Raw genomic sequence first — 20,446 nt, 5'->3', positions numbered from 1 at the left:
GAACGGTGTCAACCCAGCGTGACGTCGAGAAACAGCATGACGATCACTCCGGCCATCGTTCCGAGCGTCGCCATCCGTTCGTGCCCTCGAGCGTACGTTTTGGGAACGACCTCTGAAAATCGCTGCGGTAGAACGCTAGCTAGCATTTCGAATCGTGGGAACGGGAACCCATTCTACCGGTGTGAGATTTATCTCCGCGATCGTCGTCGAAAAAGTAAGGGCAAGAATGAATTTTGACGAGTCCGCGGGCCGAATTCAGCATCGACTCGAACTCTCGGGAACCGCTGAAACGGTGCGCGCGATACGAGCGACGGACTAGCGATAGAAACCCGCCACGAGCCTCGTCCGATTCCGCCATTTTCCGAGCGAAAACGAGTCATCGAGGAAACGTTCGCCGACCATCAGGAGAGGAGCGACGAAGTGCGAAGAGATGTCGTTCGCTAACGATACCTGGCCGCCGTCGGTGGGGCCTGTTATTACGAGCGGTGCCCGTCCGTCTCCTTGCGTACTTTCGGCGCGACAGTCAAGCTGATCGAGCGCGTCTAGTAGTGGACCGTGCGGTCGTGTACGGAGGGATCTGTCGCTGGTAAGAACCGTGGTCCCATCAGCGATCCCGGCCGGTCCGCTCATTAGGCGTATCGCCGTCCCGCTGTTCTAACAATCGATTACGTTTACGGGAACGGCGGGTCTCCTCTCAAAGCCGACGACGCCGAGATCGTTCTCGTATTTTGTCACGTTCCGGTCGAACGCGTCGACGGCGTTCATACACTGGAACCGCGACTGTCAGAATTCCCCCCGTATTCGGTGGCTCAGTGAGCCCGTTATCGCAATCCAGTTAGAATAAGCGAAATTCGATCCCACCATAGTAGTTGACGAAGGTCAAGCTGAGAAGATACAACACCCCTCCCAAGACCATGAGCGAAATAGTATGGGTAAACGAATACCTAGACGGAACCCCCTCGAAACTCTGGAGTGCGATTCCAGCGAGGCCAACAGCCAGGATCCACAGGAACAGTACCGCGACGGCGAAGCCGAAACGATCGGTAGCACTCATGCGAATTACAACGGGATCGAGACCTTACGTATTATCGGTGATCATCACACACATTGGACCGGTTACGAGAAGCTAGTTTAGGATACCCCCGTAGCGAACGCTCGTATGAGAGCAGGCGAGACTGCGACCGCGGAGGTCGAAATCAATCGCACGAGCGTCCTTCGTGCGATCCGCATGGGCCACTCGGACGTATAAAACGGCGATGTACTCCTCGACGACATCGTCGAGTTGTTCGTCACCTCCAGACAGCTCGAGCCGATTTGCACCCGTCAAATGGTCGAGAAAGCCCGATTGATCGGAACGCTGAGCGACGGCGAGTACGACGAGTGTCTTCGCTGGGTGAGCAGCAGCGACTTAGTGGAGGAGGCGGATCAATCTGGCAACTACGGACTTGGGAATGCGGTTTCGTCGACCAGGTCGCCCATTCTAAAGAGCGAGTCATCGACCGAGCGGCCGTTCGGTTGCTCCGGGCGCCCGTACAGTTAGCACCGGTGCCGGTGCGGTACGGAGAACGCGCTCCGTGATGCTGCAATCAATTCTCTTTCGCGGTCGATTTCGCTGCGTCCGTGAGAGCCCATGACGATGATATCGATGTCGTGGCTCGCCGTGTACTCGAGAATTCTGTCTCGTGGACTTCCTCGTCGCACCTCACGTTCGATGGACGTTCCAGCGGCCTTGCCAACTCAGAAGCGTCTGCGAGTATCTCGTCACCCGCCCGTTCGGACGCGTCGAGTTCGTCGCCGCCGACGACATCGGTGGTTTCGTCCACCTCGGAGACGTACAAGAGATGAACGGTTGTCGTTGTCGACGCGATCTTAATGGAAAGTTCGAGGGCGGCAGTAGCAGGACCACTTCCGTCAGTTGGAACGAGGGCCCGATCGAACATACGCTTCCATTCGATTGGCACTTATTTCAACTATCCTGCCGATCTCACAGTCGCACAGATATAGTAGCCACTGAAAGTCAATGCGTACTAGATCGCACGACAGCTGTGCGATCAGTGTAAAATCGTTTCAGTTGTTGCTATTGTTGAACGCACCGTAGTGGTTGCGCTCGTTGGTAAATATCGAGGTACCGTGTGTCTTCTCGGGTACACTACTCGTGCACCAATTCCCTCATTCCCACGCCGCCAGCTGCTCACCGAGTTCGTCGTACAGTTGCCGCGCCTGTGCTTCCGTGAGGTCGACGATCGCACTTCGTCTGTATTCGGATGACTTCGATTCTGGATGTGGTCGAAAGTATCCGTCGACTTCTATTCTTCGCTCGCCGTCGCGCTCACGAACCCGCAAATCGATCTCATCGTACTGCATGAGACGAGGTATGCGTTCGAGCAAGATAATATTTTGAGTGACGGAGGAATCGTGTTCGCGCTACTGTTCGCCGACTGGAACGGCAGTCACGTGGCGTCCGTCGTCGATCGCGTACTCGAGTTCGATGTGACCGTCAGTCGCGTGGTCGAAGAGGCGTCCGAGTTCGTCGAAAACGATATCCTGCTGAACGGCCAGGCTACTATCGGTCCTGACGAAAAGCAGTATATCAATACGACAACAAACCACGGAAGCGCAATCCTGATCACCAACTGTAGAAGGGGTGGCAATATCTTCTGAGAATGTGGATCGTCAGATCCAGTTAATAGCTGTCTCGGTAACTGCTTGCGCTGTACTGATCGTTAGATGGCTCGGTCAACGATCACTGGAAGACGAGTTTCACTGCTGTCACGAATTGCCTATTAATAGCATTCGAGGAGTAGCTGGGTTTGACGCGCCACTCCACACGAGTCAGTAGCAGTCGAAAAGAGAGGTATCGTTGGCGTACCCAATACCCAAAGCGTTTCATGAATAGATGAGTGCAGAATCGGCGCGTTCGAAGCGGTTCTTCCTGCTGATCGGCATTCTCGTCGGACTGCTATCCCTACTGATCGTCTTGCCGTTTCTCACCTGGATTTTGGTCGGCGTGATCCTCGCATACGCGCTCTCCCCCATCAACAATCGACTTTCAAAGCGGTTCGGTGCGGCACTGTCCGCCGGCCTCTCGATTCTCATCGGACTCTTTTTGATCGTCTTTCCGATCGTCCTCATCCTCGGTGTTGCGGCGAATCAGGCCCGGCAACTCTTCGCAGCGTTCGAGCCCGAAGATGTCTCCCAACTCGACGACGTGATCGTGGAACGGTTCGGTGTTCAGGTCGATCTCGCGACCCTCGAGGATGCGTTCAGTGGCGTCGTCAGAACGGGTGCGCGAGGCCTTGCTGGAAACCTCTTCAGTATCATCGGCGGATTGCCCGAGCTCTTTATTGGATTTACCGTACTGTTTTTCGTCCTGTTCTACTTGCTCAAAGACGGCGATCAGGCTCTTGCGTGGGCTCGAACCGTCCTCCCACTCGAGCCAGAGGTGCGTGAGGAGCTGTTCGATGAAACCAATTTGTTGATCCACAATTCGTTGGTAGGTACTGCCGCTGTTGCCGCGGTGCAAGCAGTCCTGCTTGGCGGTGTGTTCCTCGCTCTCGGCCTCGGCAACGTCATCTTCTGGATCGTGACGACGTTCGTCGCAGCGATGATTCCCCTCGTCGGTGCCTCGATCGTCTGGGCTCCTGCATCGATCTACCTGTTCGTCGTCGGCCGCCCCATTCCCGCGATCATACTGCTGGCCTTCGGCGCACTCATTATCAGTACTGTAGATAACATTCTCCGTCCGATTGTCATGCGCCGGGGAACCCAGCTCAATCCAGCTATCACGATCATCGGTATTTTTGGCGGAATCGCACTCTTCGGTTTCGTCGGCCTCTTTATCGGTCCGATTGTCCTCGGGATGATGAAACTGATCATCGATATCTGGGTTCGGGAGTATCCCGAGCCAGCACCGACCCAGCAGCAGTAAGCGTGGTACGGTAACAACTGCAACCAATGCATACCTGATCGCACGACTGCTGTGCAATCGGTGTATAAATAGTTGCAGTTGTCACTATAGTTTGTCAGCAACGGTTTCAACAAGGGTGAATGACGGCAGTATAGCTGACTAGGCTAATGTCGTCGCTCGCTCCGTCCGCGTCCTCGAGACGACAAATATGCACAGTACGCACAGAGTTTAGCGGAGGGCCGAATGCGAACGGATCTCACGGTGCGTAGGTGCCTGTCAACTGCGTTCGAGCGACGACGCGTTCGTCCATCGCCTCACCGAGATCGTCGACGGTCGCCCCCTCCTCGAGATCGAGTACGGCGTCGAGGGCGTACAATTTGAACCGGTAGGTGTGTGGTTCATCCGGCGGACTCGGTCCGCCGTACCCGATCTCGTCGAAATCGTTCTTTCCTTCGACGGCTTCGTCTGAGTCCCAATCTTCCGGTATCGTCGACGTCTCCGGTGGAACGTTCCACACCAGCCAGTGAACCCAGATCTGACCCGCCGGCTCGACTGCGTCGGGATCGTCCATCACGAACACGAGGGATTCGGCGTCGTCCGAGACGTTGTCGATCTCGAGCGAGGGATTGACGTTCTCCGCGTCGTACCCGTACTCGTCAGGAATTTCTTCGCCGTCGTCGAACGCCGGGCTCGTAAGTCGCACGTCTCCTTCTTGGATCGCTTCCGACAGTGCGGGGTTGTCCTCTTCAGTTTCGTCACCGCCGCCGTCGTCGAACTCGTCGATGCACCCAGCGATTGCGATCACGAGCGCGGCCGAGAGCTTCCGTCGTGTAACCGTCGAACTCCCCTTTTCCATATTCTCACCGCGTGATCCGATCGAAGCCGTTTCCAGTCGTTCGTCCGCTATTCGCGCCTCGACTCACTACCCCTCTACGCTCCTTCTTGGAGGAGCCTGCCTTCTTGTTCGTATATCGCAACCAGTTCCTCGATGAACTCCTCGAGCGTCTCGTCGTCCTCGAGGTGGCCTTCCATTCGTTCTGCGAGGTCGTCCTCGAGCTCGATCGTTCGGGTCATCACCGGAATCGACGTTCGCCAGCCGAATAAATCACGACCCCAAACCGTGGACCCACCAGCGCTCGTGTAAGGGAGACAGTATGCCTGAAAGCCGGGGACACGACCGAAGACGGTGGCGTCGAGTGCGGTTCCTCTCGATACGTCGCCGTGCTATTGTCGCACGGCGGTCACTCCTCCAGCATCCAGCCGAAGCGTTTCTCCCAGAACTCCGGACTTGGCGGCTTCTTGCTCCGTCCGTAGGTCTTCTTGTCTCGGATTTGTCTCTCGAGGACGTCTCTCGCCTCGTTGAGCGCGTGGCTCGCACCGTAGCCCTCTCCCGACGCGATGTATAGACCCCGGTCGGTGTGGAGCCGGATGCGGGCGAGCAGGAGCGACGTCCCGCGCAATTTCTCGTCGTGTTCGTGGAGGTGAACCTTCGCATCCAGGACGGACATCCCGTGATCCCTGTCGTCGAACTTATCGATCATCGCGACGATCTCGTCGTAACTCACGTCTTCGATCAGATCGACACCGTAGACCTGGACGCCGCGGTTGCCCCCGGCTTCCCACGTAAGCGAGTCCAAGACGTCGGTTTTCGTGACGATACCGTGGGGAGAGCCATCCGTCGTGACGACCAGCGATGAGCCGTCGACTTCGAACATCTCCTCGACTGCCGCCTCGAGCGTCTCGTTCGGGTGAATCTTGCGCACCGGCGAGACCATCACGTCTCGGACCGGCAGATCCAGCATCCGCGTCCGCTCTCCCTCGCGGGCGCCGAAGCCACCGGCACGCGTCCGGCCGGTGCTGTCCGAAATCTCGCCCCCATACGGGTCCATCCCGCCCGCGTCGCCGCCCTGGCTCCGTACCTCGGCACGAGTCGTGAAGTCCGTCAGATCGTAGAGACTCAAGATCCCGACCGCTACGTTGTCTTCGACGACCGGAATGTGTGTGATGTGCTCGTCCCGGAAGACGTGGAGCGCATCCCCGAGGCTCGCGGATGGCTCGATCGAGACCAGATCCGAGGAGTACGCTTCGGAAACGGTCGCCGCCTCGAGGAACGGCTTGACCTTTCGGAGGACCGCGTCGGCGGTGACGACCCCGATCAACTCACGTCCCTCGAAAACCGGGAGGAACTGCGAGTCGCTGTCGATCATGAGTTGTGCGACTTTACGGATGTCCTCGTCGGGGGAGAGACGGGGAACGTGCCAGCGCAGCGACCCTAGCTTTTGATTCGGTTTGTGATGCGACGTCGCGAGTTGTCTCCTGGTGATGACTCCTTCGAACTCATCACCGTGTACTACGACGCCCCGAACGTCGGAATCCGCGAAGGTGCCGACGAGTTTCGAAACGGGCGTTTCCGGGGTGAATTCGGCGTACTCGGTGGAAACGATATCTGCAATGTCCATGATTGTGATTGTATTGGCGGTCGATTGATCGGAGTGCGGTACGACCGGTTGTCGCCGTAACTACGTGTCCTTCGTCACTCACGGGCAAGTAACCGACGGTCGTTCTCCGGTCGTCGGTAATGTTCCGTCCCATCGATGTCTTCACCCACCTGAGTCGCCCAATTCGACGATGGCGTGCTGTTCGAAGTAGAGTTCGAGTATTCGCATCGACGTCATGACGACGTCGCAGTGATTCTCGACGATCGGTTCGGGCGCGAATCCAACGGCGGTTCCGGCGAGTCGGAGCATCGGAAGATCCGTCGCGTCGTTGCCGACCGCGATGGTCTGTCCCACGTCGATCCCCTCCGCGGCGGCGAGTTCGGCGAGTGCCACACCCTTGTGATCGTCTCGGACGGAACTCCTTCACGAACGACCGTAATCACGTCCACGCCGTGTTGGCGTGCACGCTCGCCGATATCGTCGACGGCCTGTTTTGCTTCGTCCTCGAGCGGTTCGATCGTCGCTTCGAAGTCGGACCTGTTCCCGGCGTAACCGACTTCCAACAGTTCGGCGGTGTCGATTACGTACAGGGCGTGTACGGTCGCATCGTACTGCCGTGCGATATCCAGTCCATTGACGATCGCTCGCTCGGTTCCCGTACTGCCGTCGGTCGGAATGAGGATAGTTTCGTACATCGTATCGTTGCTCGCGCATCGAGTTCAACGGGTTCGAACGGTATAGCCGATTGTGCTCGATCGGGCAGATCACTTCGCGGGTATTCGAGATTTACAGCGTTCGACGCTGTGGATGAGAGGAGATGGGGGATCGATTTAATTCACTCCGGGGAGAACCAGCAGTCATGAAGTTCCTCGTAGCCGTTGATGGCTCCACTGAAGCTGGAAACGCCCTCCAGTACGCCACCGATATCGCGGTTGCGGCAGAAGGAGAGATAACGGTGGTCCACGCCGTACATCCCGCCGTCTACGACGAAGGGGGAAGCGAACCGATTACGACGTTCTCGGACGCGGAACAACGACTGATACTCGAGAACATCGAGGGCGCCGAAGAGCGGGGCTCAGACGTTCTCGATGACGCGCTCGATCGCGCGGAGGACGCCGGTGTCGATGTCGAGGCTGAACTCCTGTACGGCGATCCAGTCGGGGAAATCGTTGACTACGCGGAGGTCGAGGGATTCGACGGGATCTACGTCGGCCACCGCGGGCGGACCGGACGCGCGGAACTGATGCTCGGCAGCGTCGCGAAAGCGATCGTCGAACGCGCGACCGTTCCGGTTACCGTCGTACGTTGATGCGAGACTCCGTCGCACCATCAGGAGGACGTGAAACATATCCGTACCGGTCTACTCAGCTCCCGAGCGAGAGGACGAGTCCCTCGCCATCTCGTTCGAACGTCGTTCCAAACGCGTCGGAAAGGGACCGCATCCGATCTCGACTCCACGCTGCTGCGTCAGGGCTCGCCTCGTGCACTGCGTCGTCGCAAATCTCGGTTGGCTGTAGACGAATTTCGGAGACTCGTCCGTCACCGGTGACGGATAGCTCGAAGAGGAAGCTTCGATCGTTACGGAGGTGATTATCAATAGCGTAATCGTCGACGAAGTCACCCGTGTCGTACAGGATCGGCTTCCCGTCGTGTACCTCGATGCCGTGGAAGACGTGCGCGCTGTGACCGTGAATGACGTCGACGCCCTCGTCGAGAAGCCACCGCCCGAATTGCTCGAACGAATCGGGTGGGCTTTCGGCCATGTTGGGACCCCAGTGGAGCGACGTGATAACGAGATCGGGACTTTCGGCTCGAGTCAGTTCGAGAACCTCCTGTACGGTGTTCCGCGTCGTATCGTTGGTCGCGTCCATTTCTATATATGCCGTCCCTGGCGAAGTTTCGTCGGCGGCGTACTCGATGACGTTATCGGTGAACGAGACGAAGGCGATCGTAAGATCTCCGATGGTGACAACTGCTGGATCCAGTGCCTCGTCGAGCGTCCGTCCGCAACCAGCGTGGGCGATGTCCGCCGCGTCGAGTTCGTCGAGCGTATCGAGCAGCGCCTCGACTTCGAAGTCGAGTACGTGGTTGTTCGCAAGCGCACAACCGTCGACTCCGGCGCGCTCGAGTGCGAGTATCGCCCAGTCTGGATCCGCCCGGAAGTGAAACGGTCTGTACGTCCGCTGCCACGGGTTCCCTCGTCTCGACAGACAGCACTCGAGATTAATGAACAACCCGTCGCAGGAGCGAAGACGGTCCAGCAGCGTTCCCCACACCGCCGCGGGGGGTCGACCCTGCTGTCGTTCGTTGACGAGACGGCCGAGCATTACGTCGCCGGTCAATCCAATCTGGAGAGCCATGATAGTCCCGCTCGTTCCGAAGGAACAAATCTTCTCACCTCAGTTCCACGCTTCCTACGCCAACGAAAAGCGTTGTCGGTACGGTCATCTGGAATAATGAACCCGGAGGAGGCTACACCCTGAGTACGGTGTTCAACGGATCGACGACCATGTCACGCCAGTTGGAGGTTGCGTACGAGGTCAAACCGTCGTGTTCGACGCTCAGATTAGCGCGATGCCCAAGAGTCTAGACAGAGCGTGATTCCGGGTGGTGATTACTCGACTTCGATTTTGTTTCCGCCGACTTCCGTCGGCTCCACTTTCGGCAGCGTGAGCGTGAGTACGCCGTTATTGTACGTTGCCGAGATACCGTCTTCGTCGATAGATTCCGGTAACCGAACGGATCGACTGATCGCCCTGTGTGCTCGTTCGCTCTTGAGATACAGCTCCTCCCGTTCTTCCATCTCCTCCTCGTGCTCCGCCGTGATACTAAGCGTGGAGTCCGAGAGACGCACGTCGATTTCGTCGCGCTCGAATCCCGGGACATCCGCGGTGAGGACGAACTCGTCGCCACGGTCGACCAGATCGATTCCCATCGACGCCGCTTCCATCTCCGGGAAACCGAACCGGTCGAAATTCCACGTTCTCGTAACGTCCTCGAACTGCCGCTGGAGACGTTCGAATTGCTTCTCGAGTCCTTCGAATGGTGTGTTTCCGTCGGTCATACTGCTCTACACGGGTGTTCAGTCCACCCGAAGATAGTGCCATCCGGAATTGGTTAAAGGTTCACCATACACTCAGCCGTTCCGACGACTGGGTCAGCGAGTTACGGTTGTAACCAGTGTGTTCTGGTATCGTCTATGTGATGATTATCTCGGACGGCGCACTGTGTGAAAACGTGATTGGGCGATCTGTTCGTCATAACGACAGGTATAGCGGTATTCCCCGGGATGAGTCGACTGTTACATGGTCAACGTCGGGATACCACTATCCCGTAGCGTGGATGCCACAGCATGTTACACCTGTAATTACATGCATACGGGCGTAAAGAAAATAGAGGGAGAATGTCGAAACAGCATACCAAAGAAGAGGATTGGTACACTGAAACGATTGGATTGAGAAGACGGGTAAACTGGTGTATTCGCTGCTAGTCGGCCCTTCGATTCACTCAGATTAGATCGGCAAGATTCGGTAGCGACGTTTTGGACGTAATATCACCTTACGAGACCGAGTGGCCGGGGTAAATGCGGGTTCCAGTTCGTATTCACGCGTCCGAACCGTTGTTGAAAGAGGTGTTCGAAGAAGGTGACCTGACACTCGAGCAAGCGAGCAACGTTGCCACGGTGTCCGGCATCCAGACGTTCTCGGTACTCTTCCCGGAGGGGGCTAAGATAGGGATTTTCGATCGGCGGCGTCGCCGCAGTGGACCTCGACAACGGCGTGATCAGCCTCGGTGAAATTGGCTTCGACCTCGACTGTGGCGTGCGAGTGTTGCGAACGGACCTCTCATACGAAGACGTCGAGGGACGCGAGGAGGAACTCGGCGATTTCCTCTACCGACTGATTTCGGTTGCCTTCGGTATGGGTGGGTACCTCGACGTCGATCATACGACCGGGGAGGAGACTATTCGGGGAAATCTCTAATGATCTCTTCGGAGAGGGCTTTGAGTGTTTGACCGGTGATGTACCCTTCACTTTCGACCTTTAGGATTGCCTTTGCGTAACTTTCATCATCGGGAAATTCAGAGATTACGACGTTGTCGTACGGTCCCATCGTGTAATATACGTCTTTGACTTCTCCCCCCTGTGATTCGACTATTTTAGTCGCAGCTTCGTCTCGATCGAGACTCTCCTCGACGCTCTCAATCCCCCTCTGCGTCCAGTTTAACAGTGTGATGTACGTTGGCATTGTATCGGCTCTTCCACCGCCAGGCGGCATAAACCCCCCATCTGCTGGGTGTAGTCGGGTGTCTTCTTCTGTCAGTTGTGCGCTGGCGGTACTGGCGTTCAGTACGAACAACGCGTTGAACCCGCTCGCGGGGCGAGGCTCGCCGGCGTTCTCGCACTGGTTCGGAGATCGATTCCGCCGGCGTGTATTGCCTCCGCCCCGAGATAAACGACTGAATTCTTTTCTCGGAGAGAGACGTTCAATCGTAATTCGAATAGCGTTTCAAGGCACCGGGAATCGACGTCCAGACTGGGTACGAATCATGGACGTGACGAACTCCGCGGAAAAGCACGAGTGGGACCATCAAGTCCAGGTGACGGCGGCACTTCTCTCGGAGAGTGTCGAGAGCGAGTTCGACGGGAATACCGTTCAATCGGCGGAAGTGACGTTTCGACCGGGTGAGCGGACTAAGTTCCACACTCACGCCGGCGTGCAGGTTCTGTACGTTACCGAGGGAGAAGGAATCGTCGCGACACGCGACAAAGAACGGGAGGTATCACAAGGCGATCTGATAGTCTTCCCTTCAGGTGAAGAACACTGGCACGGGAACACAGAGGACGCGACGTCTTCGTTCAGTCACGTCTACTTCCTCGCTGAATCAGGAGATGGTGAGCTGACAGTTTTGGAGTCGCCGTAAGCCCGGGGAACGAGACTCAGTTGGAACGATGGTTGGTTGGCCGTGGCTTGCTATACTTTATCTCTTGTACCGACTCAGGAATTATCGACCCAATTCAGAAAAGAGGCGCTGAATATATACAGGGGCGCTCAGCACGTTCTGTAGCCGGCTGGGCTATGCACGTTCTTCGAATCGGATCGGTTTGCGATGACTCCTGGCTTAATATCCCGTCAATGGTAACCGTTCGGACCGCCGATATCGGGGTACTTTGTTTCTCGACAGCGGTTAGAACAATATGACCGGCGATCCTTCGAGGCTACTAGACTCAGTGGTTGGTACTGTGCAATGGACCTCGATACGAACAGTATGAGTCAGGAACTACCGAAAGAGTGGTTCGTTACTGACACTCAAGCGAATGCCGTGATCACGTGGGTGCTTACCGGAATCCTCGCCGCTGCAGTAATTGCGCACCTCTCCGTAGGCTACTTCGTAGGGGCAGCGTTCGCGACTGTCGCGACGGTAACCGCAGTAGTTCCACCGCTGGTTGTCCGTTCGTGGTCGCACACGCTCCCGTGGCCACTCCTCGCCATCGCGTCGCTGCCGCTCGTACTCGGGCCACTGCACCCGGCGTTCCTCGGCCAGTTTTTCATCGGTGTCGGCGTCGCGGCGCTTGGCATGCTCGTCGTCAGCACGCTCCAGCTCACGACGACGCTTCGGATGACGCCCACCTTCGCCGCGTTCTTCGTCTGTATCACCACGCTCGCCGTCGCCGGCTTCTGGGCGGTCGGCTCGGCGTTCAGTGCGGGCTATCTCGGTGGCACGTTCGTCGAGACGAACGACGAACTCATGCTGATCTTCAGCGTCGCACTCGTCGCGGGGCTCGTTTCGGGCCTGACCTTCTGGCTGTATTTTCGGTGGCGACTCCGACACGAACAGTCACCACTACGAGAGGTGGAATCAACGTGACGATCCGCGAGCGATTGCGACTCACCGGCAAACGAGCTACCCTACTCGTTCGCGTGCTTCAACTCCTCATGGTCGCAATCCTCGTGACCGGATTTTGGGTCGGGAGTTTGAGCATGGTGGTCAACGCGACGATTGGTCTGCTCGTCTCGCAACTCCCCGCCTTTTTTAGTCGTCGCTACGGGTTCACGATGAACGTCGGACTCGTCCTCTGGATCACCGTCCCGATGATCCTCCACGCGCTCGGGACCGTACCGCTACCCGGGCTCGACTTTCTGACGCCATATCAGGCGGTGTGGTGGTGGGACCACCTGACCCACGCGCTCTCTTCCTCGCTCGTGGCAGGAGTCGGGTACGCGACCGCACGGGCGCTGGACGTACACACCGACGCTGTCAATTTTCCGCCGACGTTTCTGTTCGTGTACCTCCTCATCTTCATGATGGCGTTCGGTGTCGTCTGGGAACTCTACGAGTTCTACGTCACCGTCGCAGCGCAACTCCTCGGTGTTCCTGGAATTCTCATGCAGTACGGTCTCGAAGACACCGTCCTCGATCTTGCGTACGATTTGGTCGGTGCACTCCTCGTCTCCGGTCTCGGAACCGCCTACCTCACGGACGTTTCGAACCAACTAGCCGACCTGTTGGGCACTCGAGCACCCTGACGACCCAAATCGTATTTTTCTGTGTGCGTGGGAAAACGAAATGGTGTGCGGATTCCGATCGTCATCCCTGCAGGATGCGATTGTACAATGAAGCGACGATGTATCCGCTGGTAAATCCGTCCAGAAACGCCCAGCCAGCACCGATGACGAGTCCGGACCTGGTCTCGTTGAAGCCACGATACATGTCTGCGAGTAGCTCTTCCCATCGTTTTCCCCACCCCACTCGAGCAGTGAGGCCGATAGCCGCCACCGCGCCCGCCCAGAATATTCCACACGCCAACCCAAACGCGTTTGGGTCCAGTCGAGATGATTCCGAAATCGCGGTCTGACGGGGTTTTTGCATCGTCTCGTCACCTGATTCTTTTACGTTGGTTTTGGTCCAGTTGTTCATATGAATACTTCTCTCGAGCCGTGACAGCGGGACTAGTTGCAATCGACTCAAACGGACACACGACATCTCTGTTTATAACGCTGTGCCTGTGATACCAGATGAATCATTTTCGCTATGACGGTGCAGATGAGTGAACGATACGTTTCGTGACTTCTCTCCGACGAGAACGGAGTTCCTGTTGGAAGGTGGATTATTCTGTCCCTTCGGTTTCCACGTCGCGATCGGCACGCTGCTCGACGAACGAGGTGACCGCGTCGTTGAACTCGTCGGGTTCTTCCCAGAATGGACAGTGACCACTTTCCGGGAACAACATGAGTTCCGAGTCGGGAATCTGACCGTGCATCCACTCGCCCAGGTCGCTAGGATAGACCTTGCTCTGTTCGCTGTAGAGCAGGAGCGTTGGGATGGGTATCTCGGGAATCACACCGCGGAGGTCACTCTCGGCTACGTCTCGCGTAATTGCCGTTGCTACCGACGTTGGCGTCTTCATCGTCTCCGCGTACATTTCGTCGATCCGTTCCGTTGACGGCGGGTCAGCAAACATATCGCTGATGAACTGTTTGGCGAAGGCGGGACGGTCGGAGTGGATGGTCTCGACGAGTTCTTCAAATGCTTCGGGGGTGAGTCCGCCCATTGTCGGATGGTCCCAGCCTGCATCTGGGAAGAGCATGGGACCCGTCTCAACGAGTCCAGCGGCACGGAGCCGGTCGCTACCCAACTGGTCGAGGTACGTCAGCACCACGGCACCACCCATCGACCAGCCGATCGCCGTAACGTCCTCTAGGTTCAACGATCGCACGACATGGCGGATATCGTGTGCGTATTGCGCTAACGTATGGTTCTCGCTGGTTTTTCCGGAGAGTCCATGACCGCGGAGATCGACGGTGACCACGTGGTGGTCGTCTGCAAGGGTCTCCGTGTTCTTCTGCCACCAATATTCCGCGTTCATTATCCAACCGTGAATGAGGAGCAGTGTCTCCCCGTTCTTCGTAGTATAGTGGCACTCCGTCCGGCGCTTCTACGTATGCCATGTAAATGGTCACGACATGACACTACTAATACACTCCCTCTGCGCAGGATATCTGTTGGAATAGTGTCATCAATTACGGTTACGATCTGAAAATCATTGCTCGTGGACGTCGCTCGCGAGCAGCGTGTAAATCATTTCAGTTGGGACACCTCTATCGTGTGCATTCTGTCGCACCCATCGTCGAACCGCGGGCACCTCGAGTACGGATACACTATCGACGCGGCAACTCGCCATTCCCGTCTCTTTACGCGTCGCAGATCGATCGAAACAGGCCCTCGTACACGTCGAGCGCGTCGCTGACGCCCGCGAGACTCACCACTGGATTGACGTCGATGATATAGTAAGCCTTGTGAACGAGAATGTCGAGTTCGAACAACTCCAGATCGAATAGTGTAGCGATTTCCGCCACCAGTTCGTCGAAGTAGCGTGAAACGGGGACTTCCTGCGGTTCCTCTTCGCCCGGAACGATTTCGGTCGCTCGCACGTGTTCGCCGACGGAAAAAAGCTTGAAGGATCGGTTCGGAACGATGTATCGCTGGACGATTCGCGCTCCATCGAAGTCGAGGTCACCGGAATAGACCACTCGAAATTCGTGTCCGCTGTCGTGGAGTTCGTGTCGCGGTTTGACGATAACGGGTGGTGTGAGCGTCACCTCGTCGTCGGTTCCGTATTCGAACTCCGCGAACGGCAGTCCGTGGTCGAGCATCGCTTGCGCAGATTTCACGCGGTCCGCGGTAATTCTGGCTCCATGATACGAATTGATCGTCGGAATTCCGGCGTCGGCTGCCCGTTCGAAATCTGCATACGCCGACCACGACCAGCGAGCCATGTGATACAGATCCAGGCCCATCTCGGAAAGATCAGGATGTGTCTGCTCCGGACTCAGGAGCACGAGGTCGGCCCACGAGCAAACTCTGTCGAATAGTTTTCGCTTGAGTGGTTCGCCTCCCTCCGCGAAGTACGTGATCCCGATCGTCGGAGAGTCATTACTGCTCATGACGTACGAGTAGTACCGTCATGATCGGGTAATAAGGTACTGGTGGTCACTTTTCTATGCACTGGCAAATCGCCACACTGTATCGGGGTGGTGGATCTCGTAGTCCTCCTAATTCTGACAACCCTCAGGGTCAGAATCCAACAGTTCAGTAGTAACGATCGGTTGAATCCGCCGTGAAGCGGGTCGTTGCCCATCGGAGGTCGAGTACCTCGTGAGTTCATTCGGCGAAACTCGTCACGTTGTTCCGTCTACTCTCGAGAGTATCGGAGTTCTTTAGCTGGATCTTCCGCGACGACCCACCAGTGAACATCCTTTTTCGGATGACGTCGCTCGACGTGTTCGCAAAGCTGCTCGCCGGTATCGAAGTCGCTACCGCAGAGGTTACAGCGGTGGTGGCGGTTTTGCGGCGACATACCGGGATTACGACGCCTATCTCAATGAATTCGTGGGGCTGTATTGACCGACGTTGAGGGTTCCACACCCGGGTCCTGGTGGGATCTGGGGCAACACCTCGTCGATTTCGGAACACGTCGTTTTTTCACGTTCTGTACGTATACGACCCGCGAGAATGGTCCAGTCCTGACGGCATGGGCGGCTTCAATTCGGATGAAGCCTATGAGCAAACGCAGCAGTCCGCAGACCGACTCCTCGACGAGGCGACCGAATCGCTCGGAGTACGAGACGGAAATGACGACGAGCACGACGGTCGGAAGGTATCGTCCGCCTGTCGCTCAGCTCGGAGGCTCCAAATGTGAATCGCTTCGGGGTCAAGCCCCGGGGCATTCTCCTTGTATTCTGTAAAGCCGCGCGCCGAACTCGAGCGTCTCGACGTACTCGATCAGCGATCGTAATCGAGGGCGTGTCGTTCCCGTAGCCGAGTGCCCACAGACCGGAGGGGTGTCCGACCTCGAGGCGGACGCTCGGGGATCGCTGCGCGGCCACGCGTATTCAGTGCGGACTACGTTTAACTGAACTGTGCCCGATAGAATAAGTATGAAGGAAGATCGCGTTAGGGTCGGCGTCTTGAGCTTTCACAACAGCAAGGAGTCGAAGGCGATCTGTAACGCTATCGAGGAACTCGGACACGAACCTGTTTGGCTACGGGAAAACAACGTCCTCCTCCGATTTACGGATGGGAGGTTCGTTCTCGAGCCGGATGTGGACGTGGTGATAAATCGCCTGCTGTTGTCGACGGCGAAACAGCCTATGGAATCTATCGGGATCGCAAACGCGATCGCCTGCTTTCGGCCGATGGTGAACGCCCCTGACGCTGCTGCGCTCGCCTCGCACAAGATCGCCGCGGCCGCGGCCCTGGTACAGGAGGGGGTGCCGATTCCGGAAACGGCGCTGGCCCTCGGAACGTCGACTGTCGGTCGAATCCGTCCGGAGTTTGGCGAGGAGTTCGTCTACAAAACGATTGTGGGTACCCACGGTGGCGGCGCGTGGAAGGTCCATCAGACAGATCTAATCACTGGAACTGTGGGAATGCGCCGGGCGTTCCTTCAGGAACTCGTGCAGACCAACCGCGAGAGACCGCGAGATCTCCGCGTATACGTGGTCGACGGAAGTGTCGTGGGGGCGATGTATCGCTACGCAGTCGAGGAGGATTGGCGGACGAACGTCGCTCGCGGCGGCTCCGTCGAGGACGCGACCGAATCGCTCCCCGACCCTGTCGAGGCGATTGCCAAGAGGGCCACGTCCGCAGTCGGTCTGGATTGCGCCGGCGTGGATCTCATCGAAGGCGACGACAACTGGTTCGTGCTCGAGGTGAACCCGACCGCCGGGTTCAAAGGGCTCTTTGACGCGACGGGACGCAGTCCAGCTCCCGCCATCGCGAAACTCGCGATCCAGCGCGCCGGCGGGTCGGTGAACGACGAGCTGGTCGACGTGCTTCGAACGACGCTCGACGGTTCGGTCCCATCACGTGCGTCGAAACGCGTGCAACCGATCGGGAGCGAAGCTCCGGTCGTCGGGCTCACCGAGCGCGTCGTCGTCAGCGGCACCACCGATACGAAGTCGGTGACCGGGCGCACCGATCCGACGAGTGCACGGACGAGAATCGACCTCCAGCTCGCAGCCGGGATTGGAGCTGGTCCGATTCAGGTCGGTCACAGTGAATCTGACCGCAACGGCCGCCGCCACCGACAGCCAGTCGTCGACATCGTCGTCGGAATCGCCGGAACCGAGAAAACCGTCGACGCCACGGTAGAGGACCGAGCGGAACACACGTACCCGTTACTGATCGGGCGAGACGTGCTCTCGGACTTCAGAATCGACGTCGGAAACAGGTACGACGAGAGAGAGAGCGATCGTCTCGAAGAGTGACTCTGCACGTCTGACGCGGGTGCCGATCGCATCCGACGACCGAGATACGGGGATGTGTCACCCGAATCGTTCGAACGAAGCGAAAGCATATGTACCACGAACGACTCACTCGAGTGCGGTCTGAACGAGGGATTCAGTAGCGACGTTTCCCGCGTCCGTTTCGATCGTATTCGTCAAGTAGAGTCCGTCGTACGTACCCTGAACGCGTTGAATACCTTCGTCGAGCACGCCGTGTACCGCCGCCGCAACTACTGTGTCCGCACCTTGGCTTTTGAGACGATCGTACGCCGCGACCATCGTTCCGCCGGTCTCGATTAGATCATCGAAGACCAATACGTTCCGTCCCTCAATGTCCAGTCCGCCCTCGAGTTCGACCTCGTAGGCACCGTTCCGAGTCTTCTCGTAGCTGGGAATTCCAAATCGCTCTACTGCGCCGAGGTCTGGGCCGACGACGACGTAGTCGTCGAGATCGGCGTTCACTCGTTGTTGAACGAGCGGGAAGGCGTGCAAGTGGCTCACGGGATACTCTGCGACCCAGTCACGGTGGCTGAAGTGGGGATCGATCGCGTACACCTGTCGAACGGGATACCGCGTGACGTGATCCAGGAGTGCTCGAGCGTAATTCACCGTTCCCGGATAGAACGACTTGTCCTGCATGCCGTAGGGAACGTAGGTGAAACAGAGGGTGATCAGGACGTCGTGTTTCGTGAGTAGATCGAGCAGTCCATACAGGTACGCCAGTCCCTGGTTCGGACATGGCTGTCCCGAGTGGACGACGAGCGCGGATTCGATGTCGGCTACTGACTCGAGTTGGACGTACACCTCGCCGTCGGGAAACAGTCGAGACTCGTTCTGGGGATGTGAGTTCAGTCGTGCGGCGTCGAGCTCGAGATGCTCTGCTGTGGGTGTAACGATGATCTCCATGGAGGCGAGCCGTCACTTCGACATTCGGTTCCGAGCATTAAGTTCGTTTCCGTGGTCTCGTAGCACTCACACCCTCTGAAAGTCAATCTGAGGGGAGTGTTATCAGACCGTCGCGCGCAGACCGAACCCGGTCGAAGCTCGGTTGTCCCTCCAGACTCAATAGCATGGTCGTCGAAGCATCAACGATGGAAGCGAAAGATAACTCGATCATCACGGTCACCGTCGACGGCGTCGCCCTCGAAGGAGAGTTGATCGTACCGGACGGAGCAACCGGTCTCGTCCTGTTCGCGCACGGAAGCGGTAGCAGCAGACACAGTCCGCGGAACAACTTCGTCGCCGAGCGCGTCCGTGCGCGCGGCGTCGGAACGTTGTTGTTCGATCTGCTCACCGAAGCCGAGGATCGAACGTACGAAACGCGATTCGATATCTCACTATTGACCGATCGCCTCGTCGGCGCAACGCAATGGGTTCGCAGCCGCGAGGACACAGCCAACCTGAAGATCGGCTACTTCGGTTCCAGTACCGGGTCCGCCGCGGCACTCCGCGCCGCGGCGCGCCCTGAAACCGAGGTCGCGGCCGTCGTTTCGCGCGGCGGCCGTGTCGATATGGCGGAAGACGTCCTCGATCGCGTGTCCGCAGCGACGCTATTCATCGTCGGTGGAGACGATCAGCCCGTCCTCGAGTGGAACGAGGACGCGTTCGAACTGCTGGCGGGAGAAAAGTCACTCGAGGTCGTCGAGGGCGCGTCGCATCTCTTCGAAGAACCAGGCGCGCTCGAGATGGTTGCTGATCACGCGGGCGGTTGGTTTGCAGAAAATCTGCGGTGAACGAGTATCACGATAGCCACCTTTTCGAAACGTGCGCTGTCACCTGCCAGCGACTCGCCGTTGAGTCGCCAGGAAACGGAGTCGAGGGAACTCTCCAGGGTACCGACTTCGTCTCACTTCCGCTATTGGCAAACGTCACTCGGATTACTGTTCGTCGCTGTTCAGGTATGCCATCGCCTCCGTATCCGATACCTGCCCGAACGTTCTGTAGAACTGTCCGACGGCGCCGAACCAGGCTGGCGTTTCGACGCAGACGACGGTATCGGCCTCATCACGCAGGCTCTCGATTGCCTCTGGCGGCCCGACCGGGACGGCGAGGGTGATGTGCGCGGCATCGGCGTTGTGCACACGTTTGAGGCATCCGCGAGTCGTCGCACCGGTCGCAACACCGTCGTCGACCACGATCACGCGCTTTCCCTTGAGATCGATCGCGTCTCGACCCGCTCGATACTGATCCGCTTTCGCGCTCGCAGCTGCTGCCACTTCTTCTTGCTGTGCTTCGACGTACTTTTCATCGACCGAAAGCTGACTGATAATCTCGTCGTTGAGCCAGACGGAGCCATCACTTGCCACTGAACCGATCGCAAGCTCTGGATTCCCCGGTGCGCCGATTTTCTTCGCCACGACGACGTCAAGCGGGACGTCGAGTTCGTCCGCAACGATTCTTCCGAGTGGAAGTCCGCCTCGGGGAATAGCGAGAGCAACATCTGCGTCGATGTTTTCCTCGGACACCGCCGCCGCGAGGTGTTCTCCGGCGTCGGTTCGATCATCGAACATAGACATCACCTCGCGTCGCGTCTCGATTGGATCGAGATCGGCACGGTCGGTCGTGGAGCTGGCCGACGGACGGGGGGATGGGGATCCCCACAGATCGTTTCAAAACGCCGTACTGTGTCGTCATTGAACCACCACTCGATGTACCATCCGTGGCTACAAAATACGAGTCGGTCGGTCGGTCGGTCTCGACCCCGGCGTTCTCAACTCCGTCCACGTCGTGGACGGACGCTCCATCAGACGACTCGATTTATTTTCGTACTCTATAGGCGGTCGAGGCAGAGTACCACGGGTCACCTGACCCG

General features: G+C 57.7%; 23 protein-coding genes and 4 pseudogenes. 10 read left to right on the top strand and 17 right to left on the bottom strand.

The window, feature by feature from the left end:
- Positions 1 to 8: 8 nt before the first annotated feature.
- Positions 9 to 113 (bottom strand): annotated as a pseudogene (locus tag BLW62_RS18410) (ZIP family metal transporter); the annotation flags it as partial.
- A gap of 113 nt (positions 114 to 226) precedes the next feature.
- On the opposite strand from BLW62_RS18410, the pseudogene BLW62_RS19270 reads away from it, so the two are divergent.
- A pseudogene (locus tag BLW62_RS19270) lies at positions 227 to 313 on the top strand (DUF2267 domain-containing protein); the annotation flags it as partial.
- Between the two features lie 2 nt (positions 314 to 315).
- Here BLW62_RS19270 and BLW62_RS19265 read toward each other — a convergent pair.
- The 3 genes and pseudogenes from BLW62_RS19265 to BLW62_RS17865 all read right to left on the bottom strand — a co-directional run bounded on the left by BLW62_RS19265 (position 316) and on the right by BLW62_RS17865 (position 2,364).
- A complete protein-coding gene (locus BLW62_RS19265; protein WP_217630548.1) occupies positions 316 to 630 on the bottom strand; it encodes a 3-phosphoshikimate 1-carboxyvinyltransferase in 315 nt (104 codons plus the stop codon).
- A gap of 906 nt (positions 631 to 1,536) precedes the next feature.
- Positions 1,537 to 1,940, bottom strand: a pseudogene (locus tag BLW62_RS17870) (universal stress protein).
- A gap of 229 nt (positions 1,941 to 2,169) precedes the next feature.
- Positions 2,170 to 2,364: a hypothetical protein gene (locus tag BLW62_RS17865; RefSeq protein ID WP_090508390.1), complete on the bottom strand. Its 195-nt coding sequence runs from the start codon at positions 2,362 to 2,364 to the stop codon at positions 2,170 to 2,172.
- A 51-nt stretch (positions 2,365 to 2,415) separates the two neighbouring features.
- Between BLW62_RS17865 and BLW62_RS17860 the strand changes: the two genes are divergently transcribed.
- Positions 2,416 to 2,661: a hypothetical protein gene (locus tag BLW62_RS17860; protein WP_139305431.1), complete on the top strand. Its 246-nt coding sequence runs from the start codon at positions 2,416 to 2,418 to the stop codon at positions 2,659 to 2,661.
- Positions 2,662 to 2,896: 235 nt separating this feature from the next.
- Positions 2,897 to 3,928: an AI-2E family transporter gene (locus BLW62_RS17855; RefSeq protein ID WP_090508388.1), complete on the top strand. Its 1,032-nt coding sequence runs from the start codon at positions 2,897 to 2,899 to the stop codon at positions 3,926 to 3,928.
- 235 nt (positions 3,929 to 4,163) lie between these two features.
- Here the strand turns inward: BLW62_RS17855 and BLW62_RS17850 are convergent, their stop codons facing one another.
- From BLW62_RS17850 to BLW62_RS18870, 5 genes and pseudogenes are all read right to left on the bottom strand, one after another.
- Positions 4,164 to 4,763, bottom strand: a complete 600-nt coding sequence (locus tag BLW62_RS17850; RefSeq protein ID WP_090508387.1) for a YbhB/YbcL family Raf kinase inhibitor-like protein — start codon at positions 4,761 to 4,763, stop codon at positions 4,164 to 4,166.
- A 74-nt stretch (positions 4,764 to 4,837) separates the two neighbouring features.
- Positions 4,838 to 4,981 (bottom strand): DUF7557 family protein, encoded by a 144-nt coding sequence (locus BLW62_RS18880; RefSeq protein ID WP_175459800.1) that lies wholly within the window; start codon positions 4,979 to 4,981, stop codon positions 4,838 to 4,840.
- 167 nt (positions 4,982 to 5,148) lie between these two features.
- Positions 5,149 to 6,366 (bottom strand): CBS domain-containing protein, encoded by a 1,218-nt coding sequence (locus BLW62_RS17845; protein ID WP_090508386.1) that lies wholly within the window; start codon positions 6,364 to 6,366, stop codon positions 5,149 to 5,151.
- Between the two features lie 141 nt (positions 6,367 to 6,507).
- Positions 6,508 to 6,738, bottom strand: a complete 231-nt coding sequence (locus BLW62_RS18875) for an HAD hydrolase family protein (RefSeq protein ID WP_175459799.1) — start codon at positions 6,736 to 6,738, stop codon at positions 6,508 to 6,510.
- A 59-nt stretch (positions 6,739 to 6,797) separates the two neighbouring features.
- Positions 6,798 to 7,040: pseudogene (locus tag BLW62_RS18870) on the bottom strand (universal stress protein); the annotation flags it as partial.
- 164 nt (positions 7,041 to 7,204) lie between these two features.
- Between BLW62_RS18870 and BLW62_RS17830 the strand changes: the two are divergent.
- Positions 7,205 to 7,654 carry a universal stress protein gene (locus BLW62_RS17830; RefSeq protein WP_090508385.1) on the top strand — a complete coding sequence of 150 codons (450 nt, stop codon included), beginning with the start codon at positions 7,205 to 7,207 and terminating at the stop codon, positions 7,652 to 7,654.
- A 55-nt stretch (positions 7,655 to 7,709) separates the two neighbouring features.
- On the opposite strand, the gene BLW62_RS17825 is transcribed toward BLW62_RS17830, so the two are convergent.
- Positions 7,710 to 8,705, bottom strand: a complete 996-nt coding sequence (locus tag BLW62_RS17825; protein ID WP_090508384.1) for a CapA family protein — start codon at positions 8,703 to 8,705, stop codon at positions 7,710 to 7,712.
- 254 nt (positions 8,706 to 8,959) lie between these two features.
- On the bottom strand, positions 8,960 to 9,409 hold the full coding sequence (locus BLW62_RS17820) for an Hsp20/alpha crystallin family protein (RefSeq protein WP_090508383.1): 450 nt from the start codon (positions 9,407 to 9,409) through the stop codon (positions 8,960 to 8,962).
- A gap of 679 nt (positions 9,410 to 10,088) precedes the next feature.
- Between BLW62_RS17820 and BLW62_RS17815 the strand changes: the two genes are divergently transcribed.
- Positions 10,089 to 10,328, top strand: coding sequence for an RtcB family protein (locus tag BLW62_RS17815; RefSeq protein ID WP_139305429.1), 240 nt, complete (start codon positions 10,089 to 10,091; stop codon positions 10,326 to 10,328).
- On the opposite strand, the gene BLW62_RS17810 is transcribed toward BLW62_RS17815, so the two are convergent.
- On the bottom strand, positions 10,309 to 10,593 hold the full coding sequence (locus BLW62_RS17810; RefSeq protein WP_090508381.1) for a GYD domain-containing protein: 285 nt from the start codon (positions 10,591 to 10,593) through the stop codon (positions 10,309 to 10,311). The two genes, BLW62_RS17815 and BLW62_RS17810, sit on opposite strands and share 20 nt — an antisense overlap.
- 301 nt (positions 10,594 to 10,894) lie before the next feature.
- Between BLW62_RS17810 and BLW62_RS17805 the strand changes: the two genes are divergently transcribed.
- From BLW62_RS17805 to BLW62_RS17795, 3 genes are all read left to right on the top strand, one after another.
- Positions 10,895 to 11,269 carry a cupin domain-containing protein gene (locus BLW62_RS17805; protein WP_090508380.1) on the top strand — a complete coding sequence of 125 codons (375 nt, stop codon included), beginning with the start codon at positions 10,895 to 10,897 and terminating at the stop codon, positions 11,267 to 11,269.
- 324 nt (positions 11,270 to 11,593) lie between these two features.
- The gene (locus tag BLW62_RS17800) at positions 11,594 to 12,214 is read left to right on the top strand and encodes a hypothetical protein (RefSeq protein WP_217630547.1); all 621 of its coding nucleotides are present in this window, start codon (positions 11,594 to 11,596) and stop codon (positions 12,212 to 12,214) included.
- Positions 12,211 to 12,873, top strand: a complete 663-nt coding sequence (locus BLW62_RS17795) for a DUF2238 domain-containing protein (RefSeq protein WP_090508379.1) — start codon at positions 12,211 to 12,213, stop codon at positions 12,871 to 12,873. The genes BLW62_RS17800 and BLW62_RS17795 overlap by 4 nt, the downstream gene beginning before the upstream one ends.
- Before the next feature lie 61 nt (positions 12,874 to 12,934).
- Here the strand turns inward: BLW62_RS17795 and BLW62_RS17790 are convergent, their stop codons facing one another.
- The 3 genes from BLW62_RS17790 to BLW62_RS17780 form a co-directional block, all read right to left on the bottom strand.
- Positions 12,935 to 13,264 (bottom strand): bacteriophage holin, encoded by a 330-nt coding sequence (locus BLW62_RS17790; RefSeq protein ID WP_090508378.1) that lies wholly within the window; start codon positions 13,262 to 13,264, stop codon positions 12,935 to 12,937.
- Positions 13,265 to 13,454: 190 nt separating this feature from the next.
- Positions 13,455 to 14,213 carry an alpha/beta fold hydrolase gene (locus tag BLW62_RS17785; protein ID WP_217630546.1) on the bottom strand — a complete coding sequence of 253 codons (759 nt, stop codon included), beginning with the start codon at positions 14,211 to 14,213 and terminating at the stop codon, positions 13,455 to 13,457.
- Between the two features lie 325 nt (positions 14,214 to 14,538).
- Complete coding sequence (locus BLW62_RS17780; protein ID WP_090508377.1) at positions 14,539 to 15,291, bottom strand: ATP-grasp domain-containing protein; 753 nt, start codon at positions 15,289 to 15,291, stop codon at positions 14,539 to 14,541.
- Positions 15,292 to 16,284: 993 nt separating this feature from the next.
- On the opposite strand from BLW62_RS17780, the gene BLW62_RS17775 reads away from it, so the two are divergent.
- Positions 16,285 to 17,616: a RimK family alpha-L-glutamate ligase gene (locus tag BLW62_RS17775; RefSeq protein ID WP_090508376.1), complete on the top strand. Its 1,332-nt coding sequence runs from the start codon at positions 16,285 to 16,287 to the stop codon at positions 17,614 to 17,616.
- A 105-nt stretch (positions 17,617 to 17,721) separates the two neighbouring features.
- Here the strand turns inward: BLW62_RS17775 and prs are convergent, their stop codons facing one another.
- Positions 17,722 to 18,540, bottom strand: coding sequence for a ribose-phosphate diphosphokinase (gene prs, locus BLW62_RS17770; RefSeq protein ID WP_090508375.1), 819 nt, complete (start codon positions 18,538 to 18,540; stop codon positions 17,722 to 17,724).
- Positions 18,541 to 18,725: 185 nt separating this feature from the next.
- Between prs and BLW62_RS17765 the strand changes: the two genes are divergently transcribed.
- Positions 18,726 to 19,367 carry a dienelactone hydrolase family protein gene (locus BLW62_RS17765; protein ID WP_090508455.1) on the top strand — a complete coding sequence of 214 codons (642 nt, stop codon included), beginning with the start codon at positions 18,726 to 18,728 and terminating at the stop codon, positions 19,365 to 19,367.
- Positions 19,368 to 19,511: 144 nt separating this feature from the next.
- On the opposite strand, the gene BLW62_RS17760 is transcribed toward BLW62_RS17765, so the two are convergent.
- Entirely contained in the window at positions 19,512 to 20,144 is a 633-nt protein-coding gene (locus BLW62_RS17760; RefSeq protein ID WP_090508374.1) for a phosphoribosyltransferase, read from the bottom strand.
- Positions 20,145 to 20,446: the final 302 nt, after the last annotated feature.

Origin of the sequence: Natronorubrum sediminis (genome assembly GCF_900108095.1) — an archaeon.
GTDB classification, from domain to species: Archaea; Halobacteriota; Halobacteria; order Halobacteriales; family Natrialbaceae; genus Natronorubrum; species Natronorubrum sediminis.
The sequence above is the reverse complement of the archived record's forward strand: the minus strand, read 5'-3'. Positions and strand labels throughout refer to the sequence as shown.

Bases quoted from the DNA above. Each gene is read 5' to 3' on its own strand.
- BLW62_RS19265 (WP_217630548.1), bottom strand. From the start codon at position 630: ATGAGCGGACCGGCCGGGATCGCTGATGGGACCACGGTTCTTACCAGC.
- BLW62_RS17865 (WP_090508390.1), bottom strand. From the start codon at position 2,364: ATGCAGTACGATGAGATCGATTTGCGGGTTCGTGAGCGCGACGGCGAG.
- BLW62_RS17855 (WP_090508388.1), top strand. From the start codon at position 2,897: ATGAGTGCAGAATCGGCGCGTTCGAAGCGGTTCTTCCTGCTGATCGGC.
- BLW62_RS17850 (WP_090508387.1), bottom strand. From the start codon at position 4,763: ATGGAAAAGGGGAGTTCGACGGTTACACGACGGAAGCTCTCGGCCGCG.
- BLW62_RS18880 (WP_175459800.1), bottom strand. From the start codon at position 4,981: ATGACCCGAACGATCGAGCTCGAGGACGACCTCGCAGAACGAATGGAA.
- BLW62_RS17845 (WP_090508386.1), bottom strand. From the start codon at position 6,366: ATGGACATTGCAGATATCGTTTCCACCGAGTACGCCGAATTCACCCCG.
- BLW62_RS17830 (WP_090508385.1), top strand. From the start codon at position 7,205: ATGAAGTTCCTCGTAGCCGTTGATGGCTCCACTGAAGCTGGAAACGCC.
- BLW62_RS17825 (WP_090508384.1), bottom strand. From the start codon at position 8,705: ATGGCTCTCCAGATTGGATTGACCGGCGACGTAATGCTCGGCCGTCTC.
- BLW62_RS17820 (WP_090508383.1), bottom strand. From the start codon at position 9,409: ATGACCGACGGAAACACACCATTCGAAGGACTCGAGAAGCAATTCGAA.
- BLW62_RS17810 (WP_090508381.1), bottom strand. From the start codon at position 10,593: ATGCCAACGTACATCACACTGTTAAACTGGACGCAGAGGGGGATTGAG.
- BLW62_RS17805 (WP_090508380.1), top strand. From the start codon at position 10,895: ATGGACGTGACGAACTCCGCGGAAAAGCACGAGTGGGACCATCAAGTC.
- BLW62_RS17800 (WP_217630547.1), top strand. From the start codon at position 11,594: ATGGACCTCGATACGAACAGTATGAGTCAGGAACTACCGAAAGAGTGG.
- BLW62_RS17790 (WP_090508378.1), bottom strand. From the start codon at position 13,264: ATGAACAACTGGACCAAAACCAACGTAAAAGAATCAGGTGACGAGACG.
- BLW62_RS17785 (WP_217630546.1), bottom strand. From the start codon at position 14,213: ATGAACGCGGAATATTGGTGGCAGAAGAACACGGAGACCCTTGCAGAC.
- BLW62_RS17780 (WP_090508377.1), bottom strand. From the start codon at position 15,291: ATGAGCAGTAATGACTCTCCGACGATCGGGATCACGTACTTCGCGGAG.
- BLW62_RS17775 (WP_090508376.1), top strand. From the start codon at position 16,285: ATGAAGGAAGATCGCGTTAGGGTCGGCGTCTTGAGCTTTCACAACAGC.
- prs (WP_090508375.1), bottom strand. From the start codon at position 18,540: ATGGAGATCATCGTTACACCCACAGCAGAGCATCTCGAGCTCGACGCC.
- BLW62_RS17765 (WP_090508455.1), top strand. From the start codon at position 18,726: ATGGAAGCGAAAGATAACTCGATCATCACGGTCACCGTCGACGGCGTC.
- BLW62_RS17760 (WP_090508374.1), bottom strand. From the start codon at position 20,144: ATGTTCGATGATCGAACCGACGCCGGAGAACACCTCGCGGCGGCGGTG.